Origin of the sequence: Roseateles noduli (assembly GCF_050626985.1) — a bacterium.
Lineage (GTDB): Bacteria > Pseudomonadota > Gammaproteobacteria > Burkholderiales > Burkholderiaceae_C > Roseateles > Roseateles noduli_A.
This window is the reverse complement of sequence record NZ_CP192463.1, coordinates 4,698,026-4,716,751: the sequence shown is the minus strand read 5'-3', so window position 1 is coordinate 4,716,751 and position 18,726 is coordinate 4,698,026. Positions and strand designations below refer to the sequence as shown.

Annotated in this window: 15 protein-coding genes; 12 read left to right on the top strand and 3 right to left on the bottom strand. The window is 68.8% G+C overall.

The window, feature by feature from the left end; all coding sequences use genetic code 11:
- The first annotated feature begins 40 nt into the window (after window positions 1-40).
- The 8 genes from ACQ4L4_RS20450 to ACQ4L4_RS20415 all read left to right on the top strand — a co-directional run bounded on the left by ACQ4L4_RS20450 (window position 41) and on the right by ACQ4L4_RS20415 (window position 8,690).
- Window positions 41-2,425, top strand: a complete 2,385-nt coding sequence (locus ACQ4L4_RS20450; RefSeq protein ID WP_431100712.1) for a catecholate siderophore receptor Fiu — start codon at window positions 41-43, stop codon at window positions 2,423-2,425.
- A gap of 102 nt (window positions 2,426-2,527) precedes the next feature.
- Complete coding sequence (locus tag ACQ4L4_RS20445) at window positions 2,528-3,208, top strand: Fe2+-dependent dioxygenase (protein WP_431100711.1); 681 nt, start codon at window positions 2,528-2,530, stop codon at window positions 3,206-3,208.
- Window positions 3,205-3,855: a PepSY-associated TM helix domain-containing protein gene (locus ACQ4L4_RS20440; protein ID WP_377159167.1), complete on the top strand. Its 651-nt coding sequence runs from the start codon at window positions 3,205-3,207 to the stop codon at window positions 3,853-3,855. Before ACQ4L4_RS20445 ends, ACQ4L4_RS20440 begins: the two co-directional genes overlap by 4 nt.
- Window positions 3,856-3,983: 128 nt before the next feature.
- Window positions 3,984-4,529 carry a DUF2271 domain-containing protein gene (locus ACQ4L4_RS20435; RefSeq protein ID WP_431100710.1) on the top strand — a complete coding sequence of 182 codons (546 nt, stop codon included), beginning with the start codon at window positions 3,984-3,986 and terminating at the stop codon, window positions 4,527-4,529.
- 44 nt (window positions 4,530-4,573) lie between these two features.
- The gene (locus ACQ4L4_RS20430) at window positions 4,574-5,434 is read left to right on the top strand and encodes a DUF4198 domain-containing protein (RefSeq protein ID WP_431100709.1); all 861 of its coding nucleotides are present in this window, start codon (window positions 4,574-4,576) and stop codon (window positions 5,432-5,434) included.
- Window positions 5,431-6,516, top strand: a complete 1,086-nt coding sequence (locus ACQ4L4_RS20425; RefSeq protein ID WP_431100708.1) for an FAD:protein FMN transferase — start codon at window positions 5,431-5,433, stop codon at window positions 6,514-6,516. Before ACQ4L4_RS20430 ends, ACQ4L4_RS20425 begins: the two co-directional genes overlap by 4 nt.
- Window positions 6,516-7,982: a sulfite reductase subunit alpha gene (locus ACQ4L4_RS20420; RefSeq protein ID WP_431100707.1), complete on the top strand. Its 1,467-nt coding sequence runs from the start codon at window positions 6,516-6,518 to the stop codon at window positions 7,980-7,982. Before ACQ4L4_RS20425 ends, ACQ4L4_RS20420 begins: the two co-directional genes overlap by 1 nt.
- 285 nt (window positions 7,983-8,267) lie before the next feature.
- Window positions 8,268-8,690 carry an SWIB/MDM2 domain-containing protein gene (locus ACQ4L4_RS20415; RefSeq protein ID WP_377159173.1) on the top strand — a complete coding sequence of 141 codons (423 nt, stop codon included), beginning with the start codon at window positions 8,268-8,270 and terminating at the stop codon, window positions 8,688-8,690.
- 92 nt (window positions 8,691-8,782) lie between these two features.
- Here ACQ4L4_RS20415 and ACQ4L4_RS20410 read toward each other — a convergent pair whose 3' ends face one another.
- Complete coding sequence (locus ACQ4L4_RS20410) at window positions 8,783-9,160, bottom strand: response regulator (RefSeq protein ID WP_431100706.1); 378 nt, start codon at window positions 9,158-9,160, stop codon at window positions 8,783-8,785.
- Window positions 9,161-9,468: 308 nt separating this feature from the next.
- Here ACQ4L4_RS20410 and ACQ4L4_RS20405 point away from each other — a divergent pair, with 308 nt between their 5' ends.
- Window positions 9,469-10,260 carry an MHFG family PEP-CTERM protein gene (locus ACQ4L4_RS20405; protein WP_431100705.1) on the top strand — a complete coding sequence of 264 codons (792 nt, stop codon included), beginning with the start codon at window positions 9,469-9,471 and terminating at the stop codon, window positions 10,258-10,260.
- Between the two features lie 166 nt (window positions 10,261-10,426).
- On the opposite strand, the gene uvrA is transcribed toward ACQ4L4_RS20405, so the two are convergent.
- Entirely contained in the window at window positions 10,427-13,435 is a 3,009-nt protein-coding gene (gene uvrA / locus ACQ4L4_RS20400) for an excinuclease ABC subunit UvrA (RefSeq protein WP_431100704.1), read from the bottom strand.
- 192 nt (window positions 13,436-13,627) lie between these two features.
- Between uvrA and ACQ4L4_RS20395 the strand changes: the two genes are divergently transcribed.
- The 3 genes from ACQ4L4_RS20395 to ACQ4L4_RS20385 all read left to right on the top strand — a co-directional run bounded on the left by ACQ4L4_RS20395 (window position 13,628) and on the right by ACQ4L4_RS20385 (window position 16,595).
- On the top strand, window positions 13,628-15,637 hold the full coding sequence (locus ACQ4L4_RS20395) for a putative bifunctional diguanylate cyclase/phosphodiesterase (RefSeq protein WP_431100703.1): 2,010 nt from the start codon (window positions 13,628-13,630) through the stop codon (window positions 15,635-15,637).
- 155 nt (window positions 15,638-15,792) lie between these two features.
- Window positions 15,793-15,975: a hypothetical protein gene (locus ACQ4L4_RS20390; protein WP_377159177.1), complete on the top strand. Its 183-nt coding sequence runs from the start codon at window positions 15,793-15,795 to the stop codon at window positions 15,973-15,975.
- A gap of 317 nt (window positions 15,976-16,292) precedes the next feature.
- Window positions 16,293-16,595 (top strand): hypothetical protein, encoded by a 303-nt coding sequence (locus ACQ4L4_RS20385; protein WP_431100702.1) that lies wholly within the window; start codon window positions 16,293-16,295, stop codon window positions 16,593-16,595.
- A gap of 155 nt (window positions 16,596-16,750) precedes the next feature.
- Here ACQ4L4_RS20385 and recQ read toward each other — a convergent pair whose 3' ends face one another.
- Window positions 16,751-18,619, bottom strand: coding sequence for a DNA helicase RecQ (gene recQ, locus ACQ4L4_RS20380; protein WP_431100701.1), 1,869 nt, complete (start codon window positions 18,617-18,619; stop codon window positions 16,751-16,753).
- Window positions 18,620-18,726: the final 107 nt, after the last annotated feature.

Sequence of the window (18,726 nt, the reverse complement as noted above, 5' to 3'; positions counted from 1 at the left end):
GCCGATTCCTACAAGAACTTTTCCCTCGGAGCTCGATTCCATGTCCCGCTACATCAAGAGCCGCAAGCATGCGGTGGCCCCGCTGGCCGCGCTGGCAGCCTCCCTGACCCTCCCGCTGGCCCAAGCTGCTGACAGCCCGGCTCCTGCCGACGCCTCGACCGCCTCCGCCGCTGCCGCGCCCTACCTGCCGCAGGTGAAGGTCGATGGCACCGCGCAGTCCGACTACAAGGCCGACAAGAGCGCATCCTCGAAGCTGACCCAGCCGCTGCTGGAAACGCCCAAGACGATCTCGGTGATCAAGAAGGAAGTGCTGCGCGAACAAGGCGCCGTCTCCCTGATCGAGGCCCTGCAGAACACCCCGGGCATCACGATGCAGCTGGGTGAGAACGGCAACACCTCCGCCGGCGATACCTTCCAGATGCGCGGCTTCTCGGCCAGCACCTCGACCTTCGTCGACGGCATCCGCGACCTCGGCGCGGTCACGCGCGACGTGTTCAACATCGAGCAGATCGAAGTCGTCAAGGGCCCATCGGGCGCCGACACGGGCCGCGGTGCTTCCGCCGGCTACATCAACCTGATCAGCAAGCTGCCGCAGATCGAGAACTCGATCGACGGCGTGATCACGGTCGGCGACGCGAGCCGCAAGCGGGCCTCGATCGACGTCAACCAGAAGGTGATGGACAACACCGCCGTGCGCCTGAATGCCGTGTGGCAGGACAACGGCGTGCCGGGCCGCGACACCGTGGAGCGCAAGACGCACGCGATCGCGCCGGGGATCGCCTTCGGCCTGAACACGCCGACGCGCTTCTTCCTGTACTCGCAGCACGTGCGCCAGAACAACGTGCCGGATGGCGGCATCCCGGCGATAGGCTGGGAAGGCTTCACCGTCGCGAACCCCGCGGCCGGTGCGACGCCCGCCGCCATCGCCGGCTTGAACGCGCTGAAGACTGCGCCAAAGGTGGACACGGACAACTACTACGGCAGCCGCAACGATCGCGAGAAGGTCAAGGCCGACATGGTCACGGCCAAGCTGGAGATGGACATCGGCAACGGCCTGACCGTGCGCAACACCTCGCGCTACGGTCGTACGCACATGGACCGCGTGATCACCGGCATCATCGGCATCACGAACGTGCCCGGCACTGGCCAAGCCGCGTCGGTGGTGACCGCGGATCCGTCCACGTGGCAGATCGCCCGCTCGCGCCAGCGCGTGGACCAGACCAACGAGATCCTGGCCAACCAGACCAGCATCAACGCCGCGTTCAACACCGGCAGCGTCAAGCATGACCTGGCCACGGGCGTCGAGCTGATGTACGAAAGCCAGGACAGCCTGGGCTTCGGCACTACGACCCAGAGCATCAACGGCGTCGGCTACACCGCGATCGCCAATCCTGCCGCCAACCTGTACAACCCCAACGCGAACGACGTGCTCGGCATGCCCTACCGCACGGGCGCGGACAGCGAAGGCAGCACCATCACGCAAGCGATCTACGCACTGGACACGCTGAGCGTGACAGACGCGCTCAAGCTCACGCTGGGCGTGCGCACCGAGCACTACAAGATCAAGACCACCACCGGCTCGGTGGTCCTGGCCCCGGGCGCGGCGACCGGTTCCAACATCAACACGATCAGCACCACGCGCCTCAACGCCGGCAAGTGGATCACCAGCTGGAACCTCGGCGCCGTCTACAAGCTGGCCGACAACGGCACGGTCTACGCCGCCGCCGCCAACTCGCTGACGCCTCCGGGCAGCGCCAACTTCACGCTGAGCAGCTCCGGCCAGGCGGGCACCGCCGCCGACGCGCAAGAGACGACGAACTACGAGCTGGGCACCAAGTGGGACCTGCTCAACAAGCGCCTGAACCTGACCGCCGCGCTGTATCGCAGCGAGAACGATGGCCAGGTGAGCGTGGACGCGCTGACCAACGTCGCCACGCAAGGCGGCAAGACCCGCGTGCAGGGGATCGAGCTGGCCGCCGTCGGCCAGCTCTCCAACTTCTGGCAGGTGACAGCCGGCGTCCAGACCATGGACACGAAGCAGATCAACCAGCGTGCCGCTTCCACCGCCACCAACCCGAACCAGACGGTGACGGACGGCGTGCGTTGGACGCCGAAGTGGTCGGCCACGCTGTGGACCTCGTACCAGTGGAACGACTGGACGGGCGCTGTCGGCGCACGCCACGTCTCGGAGCAGAAGCGCGTGATCACCGTTGCCGCGGCCCCGTCGACCGGTCTGCCGGCACTGCCGGCCTACACCGTGATGGACGTGATGGGCGCGTACCGCGTCAACAAGAACGTCTCGCTGCAGCTGAACGTGACCAACGTGCTGGACAAGAAGTACATGAGCTCGTTGAACAACGGTGGCGGTCGTCTGGTGCTGGGCGCTCCGCGCGCGGCGACGCTCTCGGCCAACATCGGCTTCTGATCACGGCCTGACCGTTTGAGGTAGCGTACGACCGGCCCGTCCCTGTCCTGGCAGGGGCGGGCCGCCGTCCGTCCCGGCCTCCTGAATTGATTCGATCCGGACATGCTTCTTCACATCCCCGAAGTGCTCAGCAAGCAGGACGTGCGCGAGATGCGCAAGCTCCTGGACGCCGCGGACTGGACCGACGGCCGCGCCACGGTCGGCGAGCAGGGCGCGAAGGTCAAGCAGAACCGGCAGCTGCCGGTCGAGCATCCGGCCGCGCGCGAGATCGGCGCGCACATCCGGGAGGTGCTGGCGCGGCATCCGCTGTTCATCTCGGCGGCGCTGCCGCTGCGCACGCTGTCGCCGCTCTTCAACCGCTACGAGGGCGGCGAGCACTACGGCTTCCACGTCGACGGCGCAATCATGCGCCAGCAGGGCACCGACCAGCCGCTGCGCAGCGACGTGTCCTCGACCCTCTTCCTGAGCGAGCCCGACGAGTACGACGGCGGCGAGCTCGAAGTCGTCGACACCTACGGCACGCACGAGGTGAAGCTGCCCGCGGGCGACCTCATCGTCTACGCGAGCACCAGCCTGCATCGCGTGACGCCGGTGACGCGCGGCGCGCGCATCTGCTCGTTCTTCTGGACGCAGAGCCTGATCCGCCAGGACTGGCAGCGGGCGATGCTGTTCGAACTCGACCAGACCATCCAGAAGCTGCGCGGCCGACTCGGCGACGACGCCGAGACCACCGCGCTCACCGGCCACTATCACAACCTGCTGCGCCTCTGGGCCGAGACATGAACGGACCCAAGAGTGCGAATCCCGGCAGCCCCGCGAAGCGGTCCGGCTGGCTGAAGCAGCTGCACCAGTGGCACTGGATCAGCTCCGCGATCTGCCTGATCGGCATGATCCTGTTCGCCGTCACCGGCATCACGCTGAACCACGCCGCCGACATCGAGTCCAAGCCGGCCATCGTCAGCAAGACCGCGCAATTGCCGGTCGAGCTGGCCGCGCCACTGAAACCGAAGTCCGCCGACGAGGCCGACAGCAAGGCGCCGGTGCCCGCTTCGGTGCGCACGTGGCTGGCCAAGGAACTGGGCCGCGCGATCGACGGCCGCGAGGCCGAGTGGAACCGCGATGAGATCTACCTCGCGATGCCGCGCCCCGGCGGCGATGCCTGGGTCCGCATCGCGCGCGACAGCGGCGAGGTCGAGTTCGAGGACACCGACCGCGGCTGGATCTCCTACCTCAACGACCTCCACAAGGGCCGCCACACCGGCGTGGCCTGGAGCTGGTTCATCGACATCTTTGCCGTCGCCTGCCTGCTGTTCTCGATCACCGGGCTGCTGATCCTCAAGTTCCACGCGGTCAGCCGACCCAGCACCTGGCCGCTCGTGGGCCTGGGCCTCGTGATTCCCGCGCTGCTGGCGCTGCTGCTGATCCATTGACCGTCCGACGACCGACACGCGCCGGTCCGACGGCGCGGCGGCCGTCTCCCAGTTTTCTCGCCGCTTCCTCTTCTTCTCCGCTCCGAGCCGCCGCCAGGATCCTCCCCACCTTCAACCGAGACTCGACCATGAATCGCTCCGCAAGTCGTACCCTCCTCCAGATCGGTGCCCTCGGCACGCTGGGCACCCTGGCCGTCGGCTCGTCCGCCTGGGCCGCCACCGTCCAGCTCAAGCTGGAAGTGCCGCGCCTGAACGTCGCCGAATACCACCGCCCCTACATCGCCGTGTGGGTCGAGAAAGCCGGCGAATCCGGCCCGGCCGTCGCGCAGCTGGCGGTCTGGTACGACACCAAGAAGCAGAACAACGCCGGCACCAAGTGGCTCAAGGACATGCGCCAGTGGTGGCGCCAGGGCGGCCGCAATCTCACGGTGCCTGCCGACGGCGTCACCGCCGCCACGCGCGCGCCGGGCGAGCACGCGATCTCGCTGGACACGAGTGCCGCGCTCGCCGCGCTGCCTCCGGGCAAGTACGAAGTCGTCGTCGAATCGAGCCGCGAAGCCGGTGGCCGTGAAGTGCAGCGCCTGCCGCTGACCTGGCCGGTCAAGGCCGCCGCGACGGCCAAGGCGCAGGGCGAGCACGAGCTCGGCGCGCTGGAACTGACGGTCAAGCCTTGATCGCGCAGCGACAGGCTCCACGACAAGACACGAAGGAACTCACCATGATGAAGACTTCGATCGCTTCGCTGATCGGTACCCGCATGGCGACACGCGTCGCTCCCGTCGCGCTGGCCATCGCCGCGCTGCTCCCGCTGACCGCGCATGCGCACATGACCTGGCTGCTGCCCAACAAGGCGGCCTTCGACGGCAAGGAGCCGGTGGCATCGTTCGACGCGGCCGTCTCGGAAGACCTCTTCAACTTCGAGCGCGCGCTCAAGCTGGAGACCGTGCGCGTCACCGCGCCCGACGGCAAGACCGTCGAGGCCGAGAACCGCAGCGCCGCCCGCCATCGCGAGAGCTTCGACGTGAAGCTGACGCAGGACGGCACCTGGCGCATCAGCAACGTCAGCCAGTCGCTGATGGGCGCGTACAAGCAGGGCGGCGAGACCAAGCGCTTCCGCGGCACCCGGGAGAGCTTCGCCAAGGACGTGCCGGCCGATGCCGAAGTCACCGCGCTCACGGTGATGAGCAATCGCCAGCAGACCTTCGTCAGCAAGGAAGAGGCCGGCAAGGTCGACTTCAAGCCCGAGGGCGACGGCCTGGAGCTGCTGCCGCTGGGCCCGGTCACCGACCTGAGCCACGGCGACAAGACGAAGTTCCGTCTGGTGCTGGACGGCAAGCCGGCCGCCGACGTGCAGCTCAAGCTGATCCGCGAAGGCAACCGCTATCGCTACAAGTTCGGCGAGGTCGAACTCAAGTCCGACGCGAAGGGCGAGTTCACCGTCGAATGGACGGAGCCGGGCCGCTACTTCATCGGCGCGAGCACCGGTCCCGCGCGCGGCCCGAACGCGCCGACCGGCACGCGCGAAGCGCCGGTGCAGCGCGCCAGCGTGAGCGCCACCTTCGAGGTGTTGCCGAAGTGAGCGTGACCAGCGGGACGATGGCGACGCGCGGCGCGGGCATCGCGACCGAGCCGCGCGTTCTCGTCCCGCTGCGCATCGACGGCGAGCCGCCGGCGCTCGGCCAGGCCGTGCATGTGCTCGCCGGCGAGACGATGGGGACGACCTGGTCCGTGCGATTCATCGGTCCGTCCGGCCTTCGCCTCGCCGCGATCGAGTCGGCGGTCGTCCACGCCTGCGACGATGTCATCGCGCAGATGAGCAGTTGGGACGCGAGCTCGGACCTCTGCCGTTTCAATGGCGCCGCGGCGGGCACGGCGTTCCCCTTGCCCGACGGTTTCGCCACCGTCGTCGACGCGGCGCTGCGCATCGCGGCCGAGAGCGACGGCGCCTATGACCCGACCGCCGGCGCGCTCGTCGCGCTGTGGGGCTTCGGTCCCGCGGGCGAGACCGCGCGCGCGCCGCGCCACGATGCGCCCGACTTCCGCGCGCCGACGCCCGAGGCCTGCGAACGCGTCCATTGCGGCTGGCAATCGCTGCCCTGGGATGGCGCGCGGCGCGTGCTCATCCAACCGGGCGAGGCGACGCTGGACCTGTCGGCGATCGCCAAGGGCTTCGCGGTCGACCGCGTGTCCTCGGTCCTGAAGGCACTCGACCTGCCGGACCACCTCGTCGAGATCGGCGGTGAACTCCGCGGAGCCGGGCTCAAGCCCGAGGGCCAGCCCTGGTGGGTCGACCTCGAGCCGCCGTCCGCCGATTGCGGCCTGGCACCGGTGCGCATCGCGCTGCACGGACTGTCGGTCGCGACGTCCGGCGACTACCGGAAATTCTTCGAGGAGGTCGGCGGACCGCGGCGTTCCCACACCATCGATCCGCGCACCCGCCGGCCGATCGAGCACGGCCTGGCATCGGTCACGGTCCTGCACGACAGCGCGATGTGGGCCGACGGCTGGTCGACGGCGCTGATGGTGCTCGGGCCGGATGAAGGCCTCGCCTTGGCGGAGCGACTCGGGCTGGCCGCGCTGCTGGTGCGGCGTCGCGCATCGGCCGAAGGCGGCGGCTTCGAGGAGCGTTTCTCCACCGCGATGCGCGCGCTGATGCTCTGATGGCTCCGATCCTGTCCCGACCCGCGGTGGCGCTGCTGCTGATCGCGCTCTATCTGCTGATGTGCGCCGCGGTCTGGTGGCGTCATCGCCGCCGGCTGCGCCAGGCCGCCGACGCCGCCGCCGCGCTGCTGCCCGCCGCCGACGCGGGACCGCCGGTGCTGGTGCTGCATGCGAGCCAGACCGGTCAGGCCGAGGAGATCGCCTGGCAGACCGCCAAGGCGCTGCACCTGGCTGGCATGCCGGTGCGCGTGGCCGCGCTCGGCGAGATCGATCAGGAGGCCTTGCGCGGCGCGCGGCATGCGCTGTTCATCGCCAGCACCTACGGCGAAGGCGACGCGCCGGACAGCGCGGCGCCATTCGCGCGCGACCTGATGGCGGCGGAGGGGAGCGGCCTGGATCTGTCCTCACTGGAAGTCGGCGTGCTGGCATTGGGCGACTCGACCTACACGCACTTCTGCGGCTTCGGCCGCGCGCTCGATGCCTGGTTGCACGAGCGCGGCGCGCGTCCGATGTTCGATCGCATCGAGGCCGATCGTGCCGACGAGCACGCGCTCGCCTCATGGCGCCAACGGCTCAGTCACTTCGCCGGCACCGCCGATCTCGCCGAATGGGAGATGCCGGTCTTCACGCCGTGGCGTCTGCGCGCGCGGCGACATCTGAATCCCGGCAGCCAGGGCGGCCAGGTGTTCCATCTGGCACTGACGCCGGCGGATGGTTCACCGCTGCCGAGCTGGGAGGCGGGCGATCTCGTGCAGGTGAGCGTCGCGGCCGATGGCGCCGACGGCGCCGATCACGACGCCGACCACGACGCGCAGCGGCCGCGCGAGTACACGATCTCCTCGCTGCCCTCGGACGGGTGCGTCGAGCTGATGGTCCGCCGCACCGCGCGCGAGGACGGCACGCCGGGACTCGCGTCGGGGTGGCTGACCGGCGGGCTGCCGCTCGAGGGCACCGTGGCGATGCGCCTGCGCTCGCACGCGAGCTTCCGCATCGGTGCGAACGCCGATCGCAAGTTGATCCTCGTCGGCAACGGCACCGGACTGGCGGGACTGCGCGCGCACCTGAAGGCCCGGGCGGTGACCCGCATGGACACGACGAACGTCGCCCGCCGCCCCGTCGATCACGACAAGGCGCACGCACCGGTCTGGCTGCTCTTCGGTGAACGCCAGTCGGCGCACGACGCGCACTACCGCGATGAGATCGAGGCCTGGCAGCGCGACGGCCTGATCGCGCAGGCGGACTGGGCCTTCTCGCGCGACCAGGCCGAGCGCGTGCATGTGCAGCATCTGCTTGCGCGGCATGCGCAGCAGCTGCGCGAATGGGTCGCGGACGGCGCGGCCCTCTACGTCTGCGGCAGCCTGCAAGGCATGGCCGGCGCGGTCGACGCGGTGTTGCGCGAGACGCTCGGCGAGGCCGATGTCGACGCCCTCATCCGCGATGGCCGCTACCGTCGCGACGTCTACTGAGCGCGCCGACCTTGATGCGGACGACGATGCGCGCGCGGCGCGATGACCACGGGGAACCCCGTAGGTGAAGACGTGCGGCGCGCGTAGGACACGCGGAGATTGATGCGCGGCTGCGACAAACACGGGCCACGACGTTGACTTCGAGGCCGTTTCCCCCCCGGTAAAGCCTTCTCAATGACAGAGGTGCGCAGTACCATTGCCCGCGCAGGGTGCCATCGAGTACCGAAGGCGTCAGACCTTCACCAGGGCCCGGCACATCAACAACCCTTGATGGAGAGAATCGAAATGGCAACTGCGAAGAAGGCTGCGCCCGCCAAGAAGGCGGCACCGGCCAAGAAGGCGGCTCCGGCGAAGAAGGCCGCCGCTCCCGCGAAGAAGGCGGCTCCGGCGAAGAAGGCCGCGCCCGCGACGAAGGCGGCAGCCCCTGCGAAGAAGGCTGCTGCTCCCGCGAAGAAGCGCACCCCCAACGCCGCCTTCATGAAGGCCCTGACCCCCAGCCCCGCGCTGGCCGCGATCGTCGGCGACAAGCCGCTGCCGCGAACCGACGTGGTGAAGAAGGTCTGGGAATACATCAAGAAGCACAACCTGCAGGACGCTGCGCAGAAGCGCGTCATCAACGCCGATGCCAAGCTGAAGGAAATCTTCGGCAAGGCCAAGGCCGACATGTTCGAGATGACCCGACTGATCAACAGCCACCTGAAGGATTGAGCGGAGGGGTCGAGAGACCCCGCCGCATTCCGGACAAGGCCCGCCTCGCGCGGGCTTTTTTACGTCCGCCGGCCGGCCACGCTCAACGCGGCTCAGAGCCGTTCAAGGGCCGCGCGCAACTGGCGCACGTCGATCGGCTTGAGCCAGTAGTCCTGGAAGCCCGCGGCACGCGCGCGCTGGCGTTGGTCGTCCATCACGTCGGCGGAGAGCGCGATGCAGCGCAGCTGAGCGAGTTGCGGTTGGGCCCGGACCAGGGCCATCAACTCCAGGCCGTTCATGTCGGGCAGGTTCATGTCCATCAGCACCAGCGAGGGCGTGATGCGCGACAGCGCGTCCATCGCCTGCGCGCCGGTCTCGGCGATGTCCAGGGTCCAGCCGGGCATCAGACGGAACACCTCTTCCATCAGCACGATGTTGATGCGGTCGTCCTCGACGTAGAGGACGTGACGGGCGGCGGTGGGGGACGACATGGCGGTGGCTGGCAGGGGACACGGCACGATAACAGCGAATCTCCGCGACGGCAGCGTTGTCCATGCAGCCGGTGCTTTTACCCAGGGTGTGCGAACTGCGGGACCGGTGTGACAAAAACCACGCGCGACCACACCCCCGGCTGAGGGGGACGGCCCGTGACGACCGGGTTTCGCTCCCTACACTCCCGACCAATTCCTGTCACATCCCGTGATTCAAGCGCACGGATGGATACAGGAAAGACTGCCGGCAAGGCCTGACCCCGACGAGGTGTTCTCACGGAGGCGGCCGCCGAATAAAGAGATCAGTCATGTCGTTGGTGGCCGCATTCGCGTTGGCCGCGTCCACGGTGACGCTGCCGAACTGTTCCTGGGATCGACCCGGCGTGAACCCGTTCATGGGGGATCTCGTCGCGGCCGTGGACCGGTACAAGGACATCCCGGCGGCCACGCGCGCCAAGCTGAAGAGCCGCATGGCGGCGCGTCAGTACGACGAGATCGTCGACATCCATCGCGACAGCATCGTCGGCCGCTACGACTACGGCGCCGAGATCCGCGACATGCACTTCGGCGCCGGATCGGTCTGCAAGACCGTCACGCGCGGCAAGTGGACCGAGCAGACGCTGGAACGCGGCCTCGTGTATTGCGAGGACGGGCAGTGCATCCTCGTGCCGACGGTCTGCCGCAATGTGAGCCGCATCTCGCGCGGCAAGCTCAAGCCCGCCGCGGGCGGCGCGCAGACGGCGAAGAACGAGGAAGATCCGCTCATGTTCGAACCGCCGGCGGCCGGTGCCGCCGAAGGCGCGGGCGATCCGGGCAGCTTCTCGCGGACGGCAGCGCTGCCGCCGACGGCGACGTCCGATACCAGCCTGCTCGCACCCACCACGCCCGGCAGCAGCAGCGGTGGACTGAGCGGCGGCGCAGCGCCCCCTGCGGGTGGCAGCCCCGGCATCATCACGCTGCCGCAGATCCCGCAGAACAGCGGTGGCAACGGCGGCACGCTGCCGGTGGTGCCCGGTGTGCCGGAGCCGCAGACGTGGCTGCTCTTCGCGTTGGGATTGGGTGCGTTGGCGTTCGCGGTGAGGCGCAAGACGGTTGCTTGACTGCACCCGTTGGCGCGCGATCAAGCCGACCTCAGCCCCTTTTCTCCATCTCCCTCCTTCACTTGCCTACCGGCAAGTGAATTCCCTCCTTAAGTTCCGAAAAGGGGCTGAGGTCGTCTCGATCCGAACGATCGAGTGGGGCGAGGAGCGAGGTGCGGAGGGTTGATCAGCCGCGGGCGAGGAGTGGCTTCAGATAACGACCCGTGTGGCTGGCCTCGCAGGCAGCAACGTCCTCGGGCGTTCCTGCGACGAGCAGGCGGCCGCCGCCCGATCCTCCTTCGGGACCCATGTCGATCAGCCAGTCGGCCGTCTTGATGACGTCGAGGTTGTGCTCAATGATCACGATGGTGTTGCCCGCGTCGCGCAGTTGGTGCACGACCTTCAGCAGCAACGCGATGTCCGCGAAGTGCAGGCCGGTCGTCGGCTCGTCCAGGATGTAGAGCGTGCGGCCGGTGTCGCGCTTGGACAGCTCCAGCGCCAGCTTGACCCGCTGCGCCTCGCCACCCGACAGCGTCGTCGCACTCTGCCCCAGCTTCACGTAACCCAGACCGACATCCATCAGCGTCTGCAGCTTGCGCGCCAGCGTCGGCACCGCGCTGAAGAAGGGCAGCGCGTCCTCCACCGTCAGGCCCAGCACCTCGGAGATGTTCCGGCCCTTGTAGAGGACCTCCAGCGTCTCGCGGTTGTAGCGCTTGCCGAAGCAGGTGTCGCACGGGACGTAGACGTCAGGCAGGAAGTGCATCTCCACCTTCAACACGCCGTCGCCCTGGCAGGCCTCGCAGCGGCCGCCGGCCACGTTGAAGCTGAAGCGGCCCGCGCCGTAGCCGCGCTCGCGCGCGGTGGGCATCTCGGCGAACAGCTCGCGGATCGGCGTGAAGAGGCCGGTGTAGGTCGCCGGGTTCGAACGCGGCGTGCGGCCGATCGGCGACTGGTCGACGTTGATGACCTTGTCGAAGGCGTCCATGCCCTCGATCTCGTCGTGCTCGGCCGGCTCGGCGTGGCTCTGGTAGAGCTTGCGCGAGACCGCCGCGTACAGCGTGTCGTTGACCAGCGTGCTCTTGCCCGAACCGGACACCCCCGTCACGCAGGTCAGCAGCCCGACCGGGAACTCCGCGGTCACGCCCTTGAGGTTGTTGCCGCGCGCGTTGACGATCTTCAGCGTGCGCGGGTCGGGGCTGTCCGCCAGCGCGTGGCGCTTCTTCGGGACCTCGATGCGGTCGAGACCGCTCAGGTAGCGACCCGTGGAGGACTCGTGATTCGCCGCCACTTCCTCGGGCGTGCCCTGCGCCATGATCCGGCCGCCGTGGACGCCCGCGCCCGGGCCGAGGTCCAGCACATGGTCCGCCGCGCGGATCGCATCCTCGTCGTGCTCGACGACGAGCACCGAGTTGCCCAGGTCGCGCAGCCGCCGCAGCGTGGCGATCAGGCGGTCGTTGTCGCGCTGATGCAGGCCGATGCTGGGCTCGTCCAGCACGTACATCACGCCCGTCAGGCCCGAGCCGATCTGCGACGCGAGCCGGATCCGCTGCGCCTCGCCGCCCGACAGCGTGTCGGCGCTGCGGTCCAGGCTCAGGTAGTTGAGGCCGACGTCGTTGAGGAAGTGCAGCCGCGACGCGATCTCGCGGATCACCTTGTCGGCGATCTCGGCCTTGGCGCCCTTGAGCTTCAGCCCCTCGAAGTAATGCAGCGCCTCGCGCAGCGTCGCGTGCTCGACCTCGTAGATCGGCTTGCCGCGTTCGCCCTCGGCGGCTTCGGCCGGTTGCAGCAGCACGTTGCGGGCTTCGCGGCGCAGCCGCGAGCCGTCGCACTGCGGGCAGGGCTTGGCGCTCTGGTAGCGCGCGAGCTCCTCGCGCACCGCGGCCGAGTCGGTCTCGCGATAACGCCGCGTGAGGTTGGGCAGGATGCCTTCGAATGGGTGGGCGCGCTTGACGCTGCGCTTTTTCCCGTTCGCGCCCTCGGCCTCGTAGGTGAAGCTGATCTCGTCCTCGCCGGAACCCTGCAGCAAGACCTGGCGCGCCTGCTCGGGCAGCTCCTCGAAAGGCAGTTCGATGTCGAAGCCGTAGTGCTTGGCGACCGTCTCCAGCATCGAGAAGGTGTAGGCGTTGCGCCGGTCCCAGCCCTTCACCGCGCCGCTGGCCAGGCTCAGGGTGGGGAAGGCGACGACGCGCTCCGGATCGAAGACGGTGACCTGGCCGAGGCCCTCGCAGGACGGGCAGGCGCCCACCGGGGAGTTGAACGAGAACAGCCGCGGCTCGAGTTCCGGCAGCGAGTAGCTGCAGATCGGGCACGCGAACTTGCTGGAATAGATCGCCTCCGTGCCGCTGTCCATGTTCAGCACCAGCGCGCGGCCGTCGGCCAGGCGGAGCGCGGCCTCGAAGCTCTCGGCCAGGCGCTGGCGCAGCGTGTCGGCGCTGTCGTGACGCAGCTTGATGCGGTCGACGACGACGTCGATGTCGTGCTTCTCGGCCTTCTTCAGCGCGGGCAGCTCGGTCACTTCGACGGTCTGGCCGTCGACGCGGAAGCGGACGTAGCCCTGCGCCTGCAGGTCCTGGAACAGCTCGACGAATTCGCCCTTGCGATCGCGCACGACGGGCGCCAGCACCATCAGGCGCGACTCGTCCGGCATCGCCAGCACCGCGTCGACCATCTGGCCGACGCTCGACGCCTCCAGCGGCAGGTGATGGTCGGGGCAGAACGGCGTGCCGGCGCGCGCATAGAGCAGGCGCAGGTAGTCGTGGATCTCGGTGACCGTGCCCACGGTCGAGCGCGGGTTGTGGCTGGTGGCCTTCTGCTCGATCGAGATGGCCGGCGACAGGCCCTCGATGACGTCGACATCGGGCTTGTCCATCAGCTGCAGGAACTGCCGCGCGTAGGCCGACAGGCTCTCGACGTAGCGGCGCTGCCCCTCGGCGTACAGCGTGTCGAAGGCCAGCGAGGACTTGCCCGAGCCGGACAGGCCGGTGATGACGACCAGCTGGTTGCGCGGCAGGTCGACGTCGATGTTCTTGAGGTTGTGGGTGCGGGCGCCCCGGACGCGGATCATCGGCGTCTCGCCGACCGGTCGCAGCGCCTGTCCCAGGTATCGGCCGGCGCCCGACTGCAGCTCTGCGCCCGCCTTCGGCTCGGCGCTCGGCTCGGACGGGGCGGGGACGGCGGGCGGGACTTTCGTGGACATGGGGGGCCGGGACACAGCTGGAGTCGAACTCGCCATGATAGGGCCAGGGCTGGTTCCACGCCGGTCCCTGCTGACACCGGGTGGCAGCGGGAGGAATGCCCAAATCCTTCCCGACGACCCCGTCTTTGCGGGGGGCCTCCCACATTTCGGACGTGCAGAATCAGCCATCCCCTCCTGCCCCACCCATCCTTGATGAAGCTCAAAGCGCCGTCGCTGTCGCTGCGCAGTGTGATCCTGCTTGCGGTGGTGATCGGAATCGCCGTGCCGGCGCTGGCGCTGGTGGCCTTCAGCGATGCCTTCATCCGGCGCAGCCTGGAGCCGGTGCTGGAAGGCCAGCGCGCGGCCGTGCTGACGCTCGCCGCGAACGGCCTGGCCGAGCCGCTGTGGACGGTGGACAGCCCGGCGGTGCAGCGGGCGCTGGATCAGCTGCTGTCGGACGTGAACGTCTGCGCGGTCGAGCTCAGCGAGGAACGCGCCGACACCCGCGAGGTCGTCCGCACCAAGTGCAGCCCCGGCTGGCCGACGGTCACGCTGGCCGCGACCATCCAGCGCGACGCGCAGGTGCTGGGCAGCCTGCGGGTGCAGTTCGACGACGCCGCGCAGGAGCGCATGCTGGAAGAGGGCCGTCAGCAGACGGCGCTGATCGTCGCGTTCCAGGTGGCGGCGGGTGTCGTCATCGTGCTGCTGGTCTTCTATCTGCGTCTGGTGCGGCCGATCGACCGCCTGAAGCAGCTGGCCAGCGCGATCGCCGAACGCCAGCCGGTGCCGCGCCTGCGCTGGAACCGCAAGGACGAGCTGGGCCAGCTGGGCGTCCATCTGGACCAGATGGGCCAGCAGATCGCCGGCCTGCTGGCGGACATGGAAAGCAAGAACGCGCAGCTGCATCACCTGGCGATGTACGACCACCTGACCGGACTGCCCAACCGGACGCTGTTCCGCGAGGTGTTCCTGCACGAGGCCGCCGTGGCGCGCCGCGAGCAGACGCATCTGGCGCTGCTGTTCGTCGACCTGGACCGCTTCAAGGCGATCAACGATTCGCTCGGCCACGCGGCCGGCGATCGCATGCTGCTGCAGGCCAGCGAGCGCCTGCGCCAGGCGGTGCGGGAGTCGGACCTGGCCTGCCGCGTCAGCGGCGACGAGTTCCTGCTGCTGATGCGCGATTCGAGCGAGCATGTCGGGCACGCGGCGCAGCGGCTGATCGAGGCGCTGAACGCGCCGCTGCAGCTCGAAGGCGGCGTGGCGAGCGTGTCGGCGAGCATCGGCATCGCGCTGTTCCCGCGCGACGGCGAGGACTTCGACACGCTGGTCCGGCACGCCGACCTGGCGATGTACCGCGCCAAGCAGATGGGCCGCTCGCGCTACAGCTTCTTCCAGCAGGACATGGACGCGGCGGCGGTGGAGCGGATGGAACTCGAGCGCGAGCTGAAGCTGGCGCTCGAACGCGACGAGCTGCTGCTCCATTACCAGGCCGTCGTGGACGCCCGCACCGGCGAGTGGTCGGGGCTGGAGGCGCTGATGCGCTGGCAGCATCCGCAGCGGGGTCTGGTCATGCCGGGCCAGTTCATCGAGCTGGCGGAAGAGACGGGACAGATCCTCGCGCTCGGCTGGAGCACGATCGAGCAGGCCTGCGCCCAGCTGGCGCGCTGGAAGACGGCGGGGCGGCACCCGGGGCCGATCTCGATCAACCTGTCGGCCCTGCAGTTCCGGGAACCCCGGCTGGCCGAGCGCATCGCCGAGTCGATGCGCCGCCACGCCGTTGCTCCCGGCGAGCTGGCGATCGAGCTGACCGAGAGCTCGCTGCTGACCGACACCGACACCGTCCTGCAGACGCTGGCGCGCCTGTCGGAACTGGGCCTGAGCCTGTCGGTGGACGATTTCGGGACGGGGTATTCCTCCCTCGCCTATCTGAAGCTGCTGCGCCCGGCGCGCCTGAAGATCGACCGCGCCTTCGTCCGCGACCTGCCCAACAGCGCCGACGACCGGGCGCTGGTCCGCGCCATGATGGGCATGGCCGAGGCGCTCAGCATCGACGTCGTCGCCGAGGGCGTCGAAACCGAGGCGCAGCGCGACGCGCTGCTGGCGCTCGGCTGCTGGCAGCAGCAGGGCTATCTCTACTGCCGGCCGCAGCCCGCCGTGGCGCTGGCGGACCGGCTGGCCGCCTGGCCGCCCCAGGCTGGGGCATCGCTCGCCGAGAGCGTCTGAGACCACCCCCCTAACTTCCGTTCAGCCGGCTGGCCGGCATTTCGGCGCGCGATTGCGGCAATTCGTCGCGTCCGGATGGCCTTGTCATGGACGGCGGCGCACAGTCCAACCTCGTTGAACCTTCCAGGACAGGAAAGACACCGCAGGGGACCACCATGAACGACGCCGCAAAGACCTTCCTCACCGCCCTGGCCGCCGTGGCCAGTGCCGCCGTCATCGCCTTGTGGCTGGCGGACACGAACGAGGCCGCGCGTCCGTCCAACACCCTGCCCCTGCACTGGGCCGAGCAGACCATGCCGGGACCTCAGGCCGATGAGGCCAGCAAGCCGCGCGGATGACCGTGCTGCCTGCGCTCCGATAGACGCCACGCTTCCCCCCGGCATTTCGAAGCCCGCCTGACCAGCGGGCTTCTTTTTTTCGCCCGCTCCGGGTGTCCGCAGTGTCCGATGTGTCCGCGGACACAGGAAGCCAGATCGCTCAGAACACCGATGGAATGGGCGATCCCGGCGATCGGGGATTTCCATTTATCCATTCGTCGCGATTCCGCGCAGTTCACTCCACCGCCGCGCGCATTCGTCGCTTGTGGCTCGCGAAGCAGGGTCGCAATGACGACACTGACTTCACTGACACACGCAACCCCCTCAAGGAGATCGACATGAGCACCATCACTTTCAAGACACGTTCCACCCGCAGCCCGCGCATCGGCATGACCGGCGCCGCGAGCTTCAAGGCCTTCGCCTTCGGCATCGGCGCCACGCTGGCGATCGCATTCAGCCTGCTCCACGTGCAGGAACAGCGCGAGCAACGCGCCGCCGTCATCACGCTGGATCCGGTGGTCATCACCGCCAAGCGCACGCAGCTGCCCACGGTCTACATCACCGGCCGCCGCGACACGTCGGCCGACGGCCGGCAACTGGCTTCGGCCGCGCAGGTCGGTTGCACCACCCAGCTCTGCTGAGCTCCCGCGGTTGCGCTGTCAGAGCGGCGACCGCGGCAGACCCGCTGTAGCGCTCGCCAACGAAAACGCCCGGCATCGCCGGGCGTTTTCCTTTTCATCATGACGACCGCAAGACGATCGCATGACGCGGTGACGGGCTCGACGGGGCCTGGGGGTCAGTCCTCGCTCAGCACGCGCAGCAGCGCGTCGCCGTAGGCCTCGAGCTTCTTCGCGCCGATGCCGCTGATGCCGGACATCTCGTCGAGGGACTTCGGCTGCGCGCGCGCGAGTTCCGCCAGCGTGACGTTCTGGAAGATCACGTAGGCCGGCAACCCGTGTTCGCGCGCCACCTCGGCGCGCCAGGCCTTGAGCGCGTCGAAGCGCACCTGCGCCGCCGCGTCCAGATCGGCCTCCGCTTCCGAGCGCCGGGCCGACGACGCGCCCGTGCGGCTGGACTTGCTCCGCTTGGTCGGCGTGGCGGGCTGACGCAGCAGCATCCGCACTTCGCCGCGCAGCACGGCCTTGGCCTCGCCGCCGAGGGAGAGCGTGTTGTATTCGCCCTCCGTCACCGCGTAGCCCAGCGCGATCAGCTGGCGGATCACCGCGCGCCACTGCTGCTCGCTGAGCGACGAGCCGACGCTCCAGGTGCTCAGTTCGTGGTGCCGGTACTGCTTGACCTTGTCGGTCTCCTTGCCGCGCAGCACGTCGATCAGGTGGCCGGAGCCGAAGCTGAATCCCGTCACCTGATGGAACCGGTAGATGCACGACAGCGCCATCCGCGCCGCCTCGGTCGCATCCCAGGTCGCGGGCGGGTTCAGGCAGTTGTCGCAGTTGCCGCAGGGCTGGCTGTCTTCGCCGAAGTAGGCCAGCAGCCGCACGCGCCGGCAGTCGATGGCCTCGGCCAGCGCGAGCAGCGCGTCGAGCTTGCCGCGCTGCACCTGCTTGAATTCGTCGCTGGACGGGCTTTCGTCGATCATGCGCCGCTGCTGGACGACGTCCGCAAGCCCATAGGCCATCCACGCCTCGGCCGGCGCGCCGTCGCGACCGGCGCGGCCGGTCTCCTGGTAGTAGCCCTCGATGTTCTTGGGCAGGTCCAGGTGGGCGACGAAGCGCACGTCGGGCTTGTCGATGCCCATGCCGAAGGCGATGGTCGCGACCATCACGATGCCGTCCTCGCGCAGGAAGCGGTCCTGGTGGCGCTTGCGCTGGTCCTGCTCCATGCCCGCGTGGTACGGCAGCGCGTTGATGCCCTTGGACCGCAGCCAGTCGGCGGTCTCGTCGACCTTCTTGCGGCTCTGGCAGTAGACGACGCCGGCCGCGTCCTCGTGCTCGTCCTGGATGAAGCGCAGCAGCTGTTCGCGCGGGCTGTCCTTCTCGACGATCAGGTAGCGGATGTTGGGCCGGTCGAAGGACGCGACGAAGACCCGCGCCTCTTCGAGCTGCAGCCGCTCGATGATGTCGGCGCGGGTGATGTCGTCGGCGGTGGCCGTCAGCGCGATGCGCGGGATGTCGGGGAAGCGCTCGTGCAGCAGGCTCAGCGACAGGTATTCACTGCGGAAGTCGTGGCCCCACTGGCTGACGCAATGCGCCTCGTCGATCGCGAACAGGCTGAGCAGGCCGCGCTCGTACAGCGACTGCATCTGCGCGATGAAGCGCGGCGTGTTGACGCGTTCCGGCGCGGCGTACAGCAGCGTGATGCGGCCGGCGAGCATCTCGCGCTCGATGCGCTGCGTTTCCTCGGACGTCTGCGTGGAGTTGAGGAACGCGGCTTCGACGCCGGCCTCCTCGAGGGCGCCGACCTGGTCGTGCATCAGGGCGATCAGCGGACTGACGACCACGGTGACGCCATGGCCGGCGCGCTGGCGCGCGATTGCGGGGATCTGGTAGCAGAGCGACTTGCCGCCGCCGGTGGGCATGAGGACCAGCGCGTCGCCGCCGGCGGTCACGTGATCGACGATCGAGGCCTGCTGGCCGCGAAAGGCGCTGTAACCGAACACCTCTTGCAGGATGTCGAGCGGGACGGGATGATGGCTGGACGAACTCATGGAGCTCTCGATTGTCCCGCACATCGACGGGTCCGCCGTTGACCCGGTCCCGATCGGGCCGGGATCCGGGCCCCAGTCGGCGCAGAGCGGCATCGAACCTCCACAGC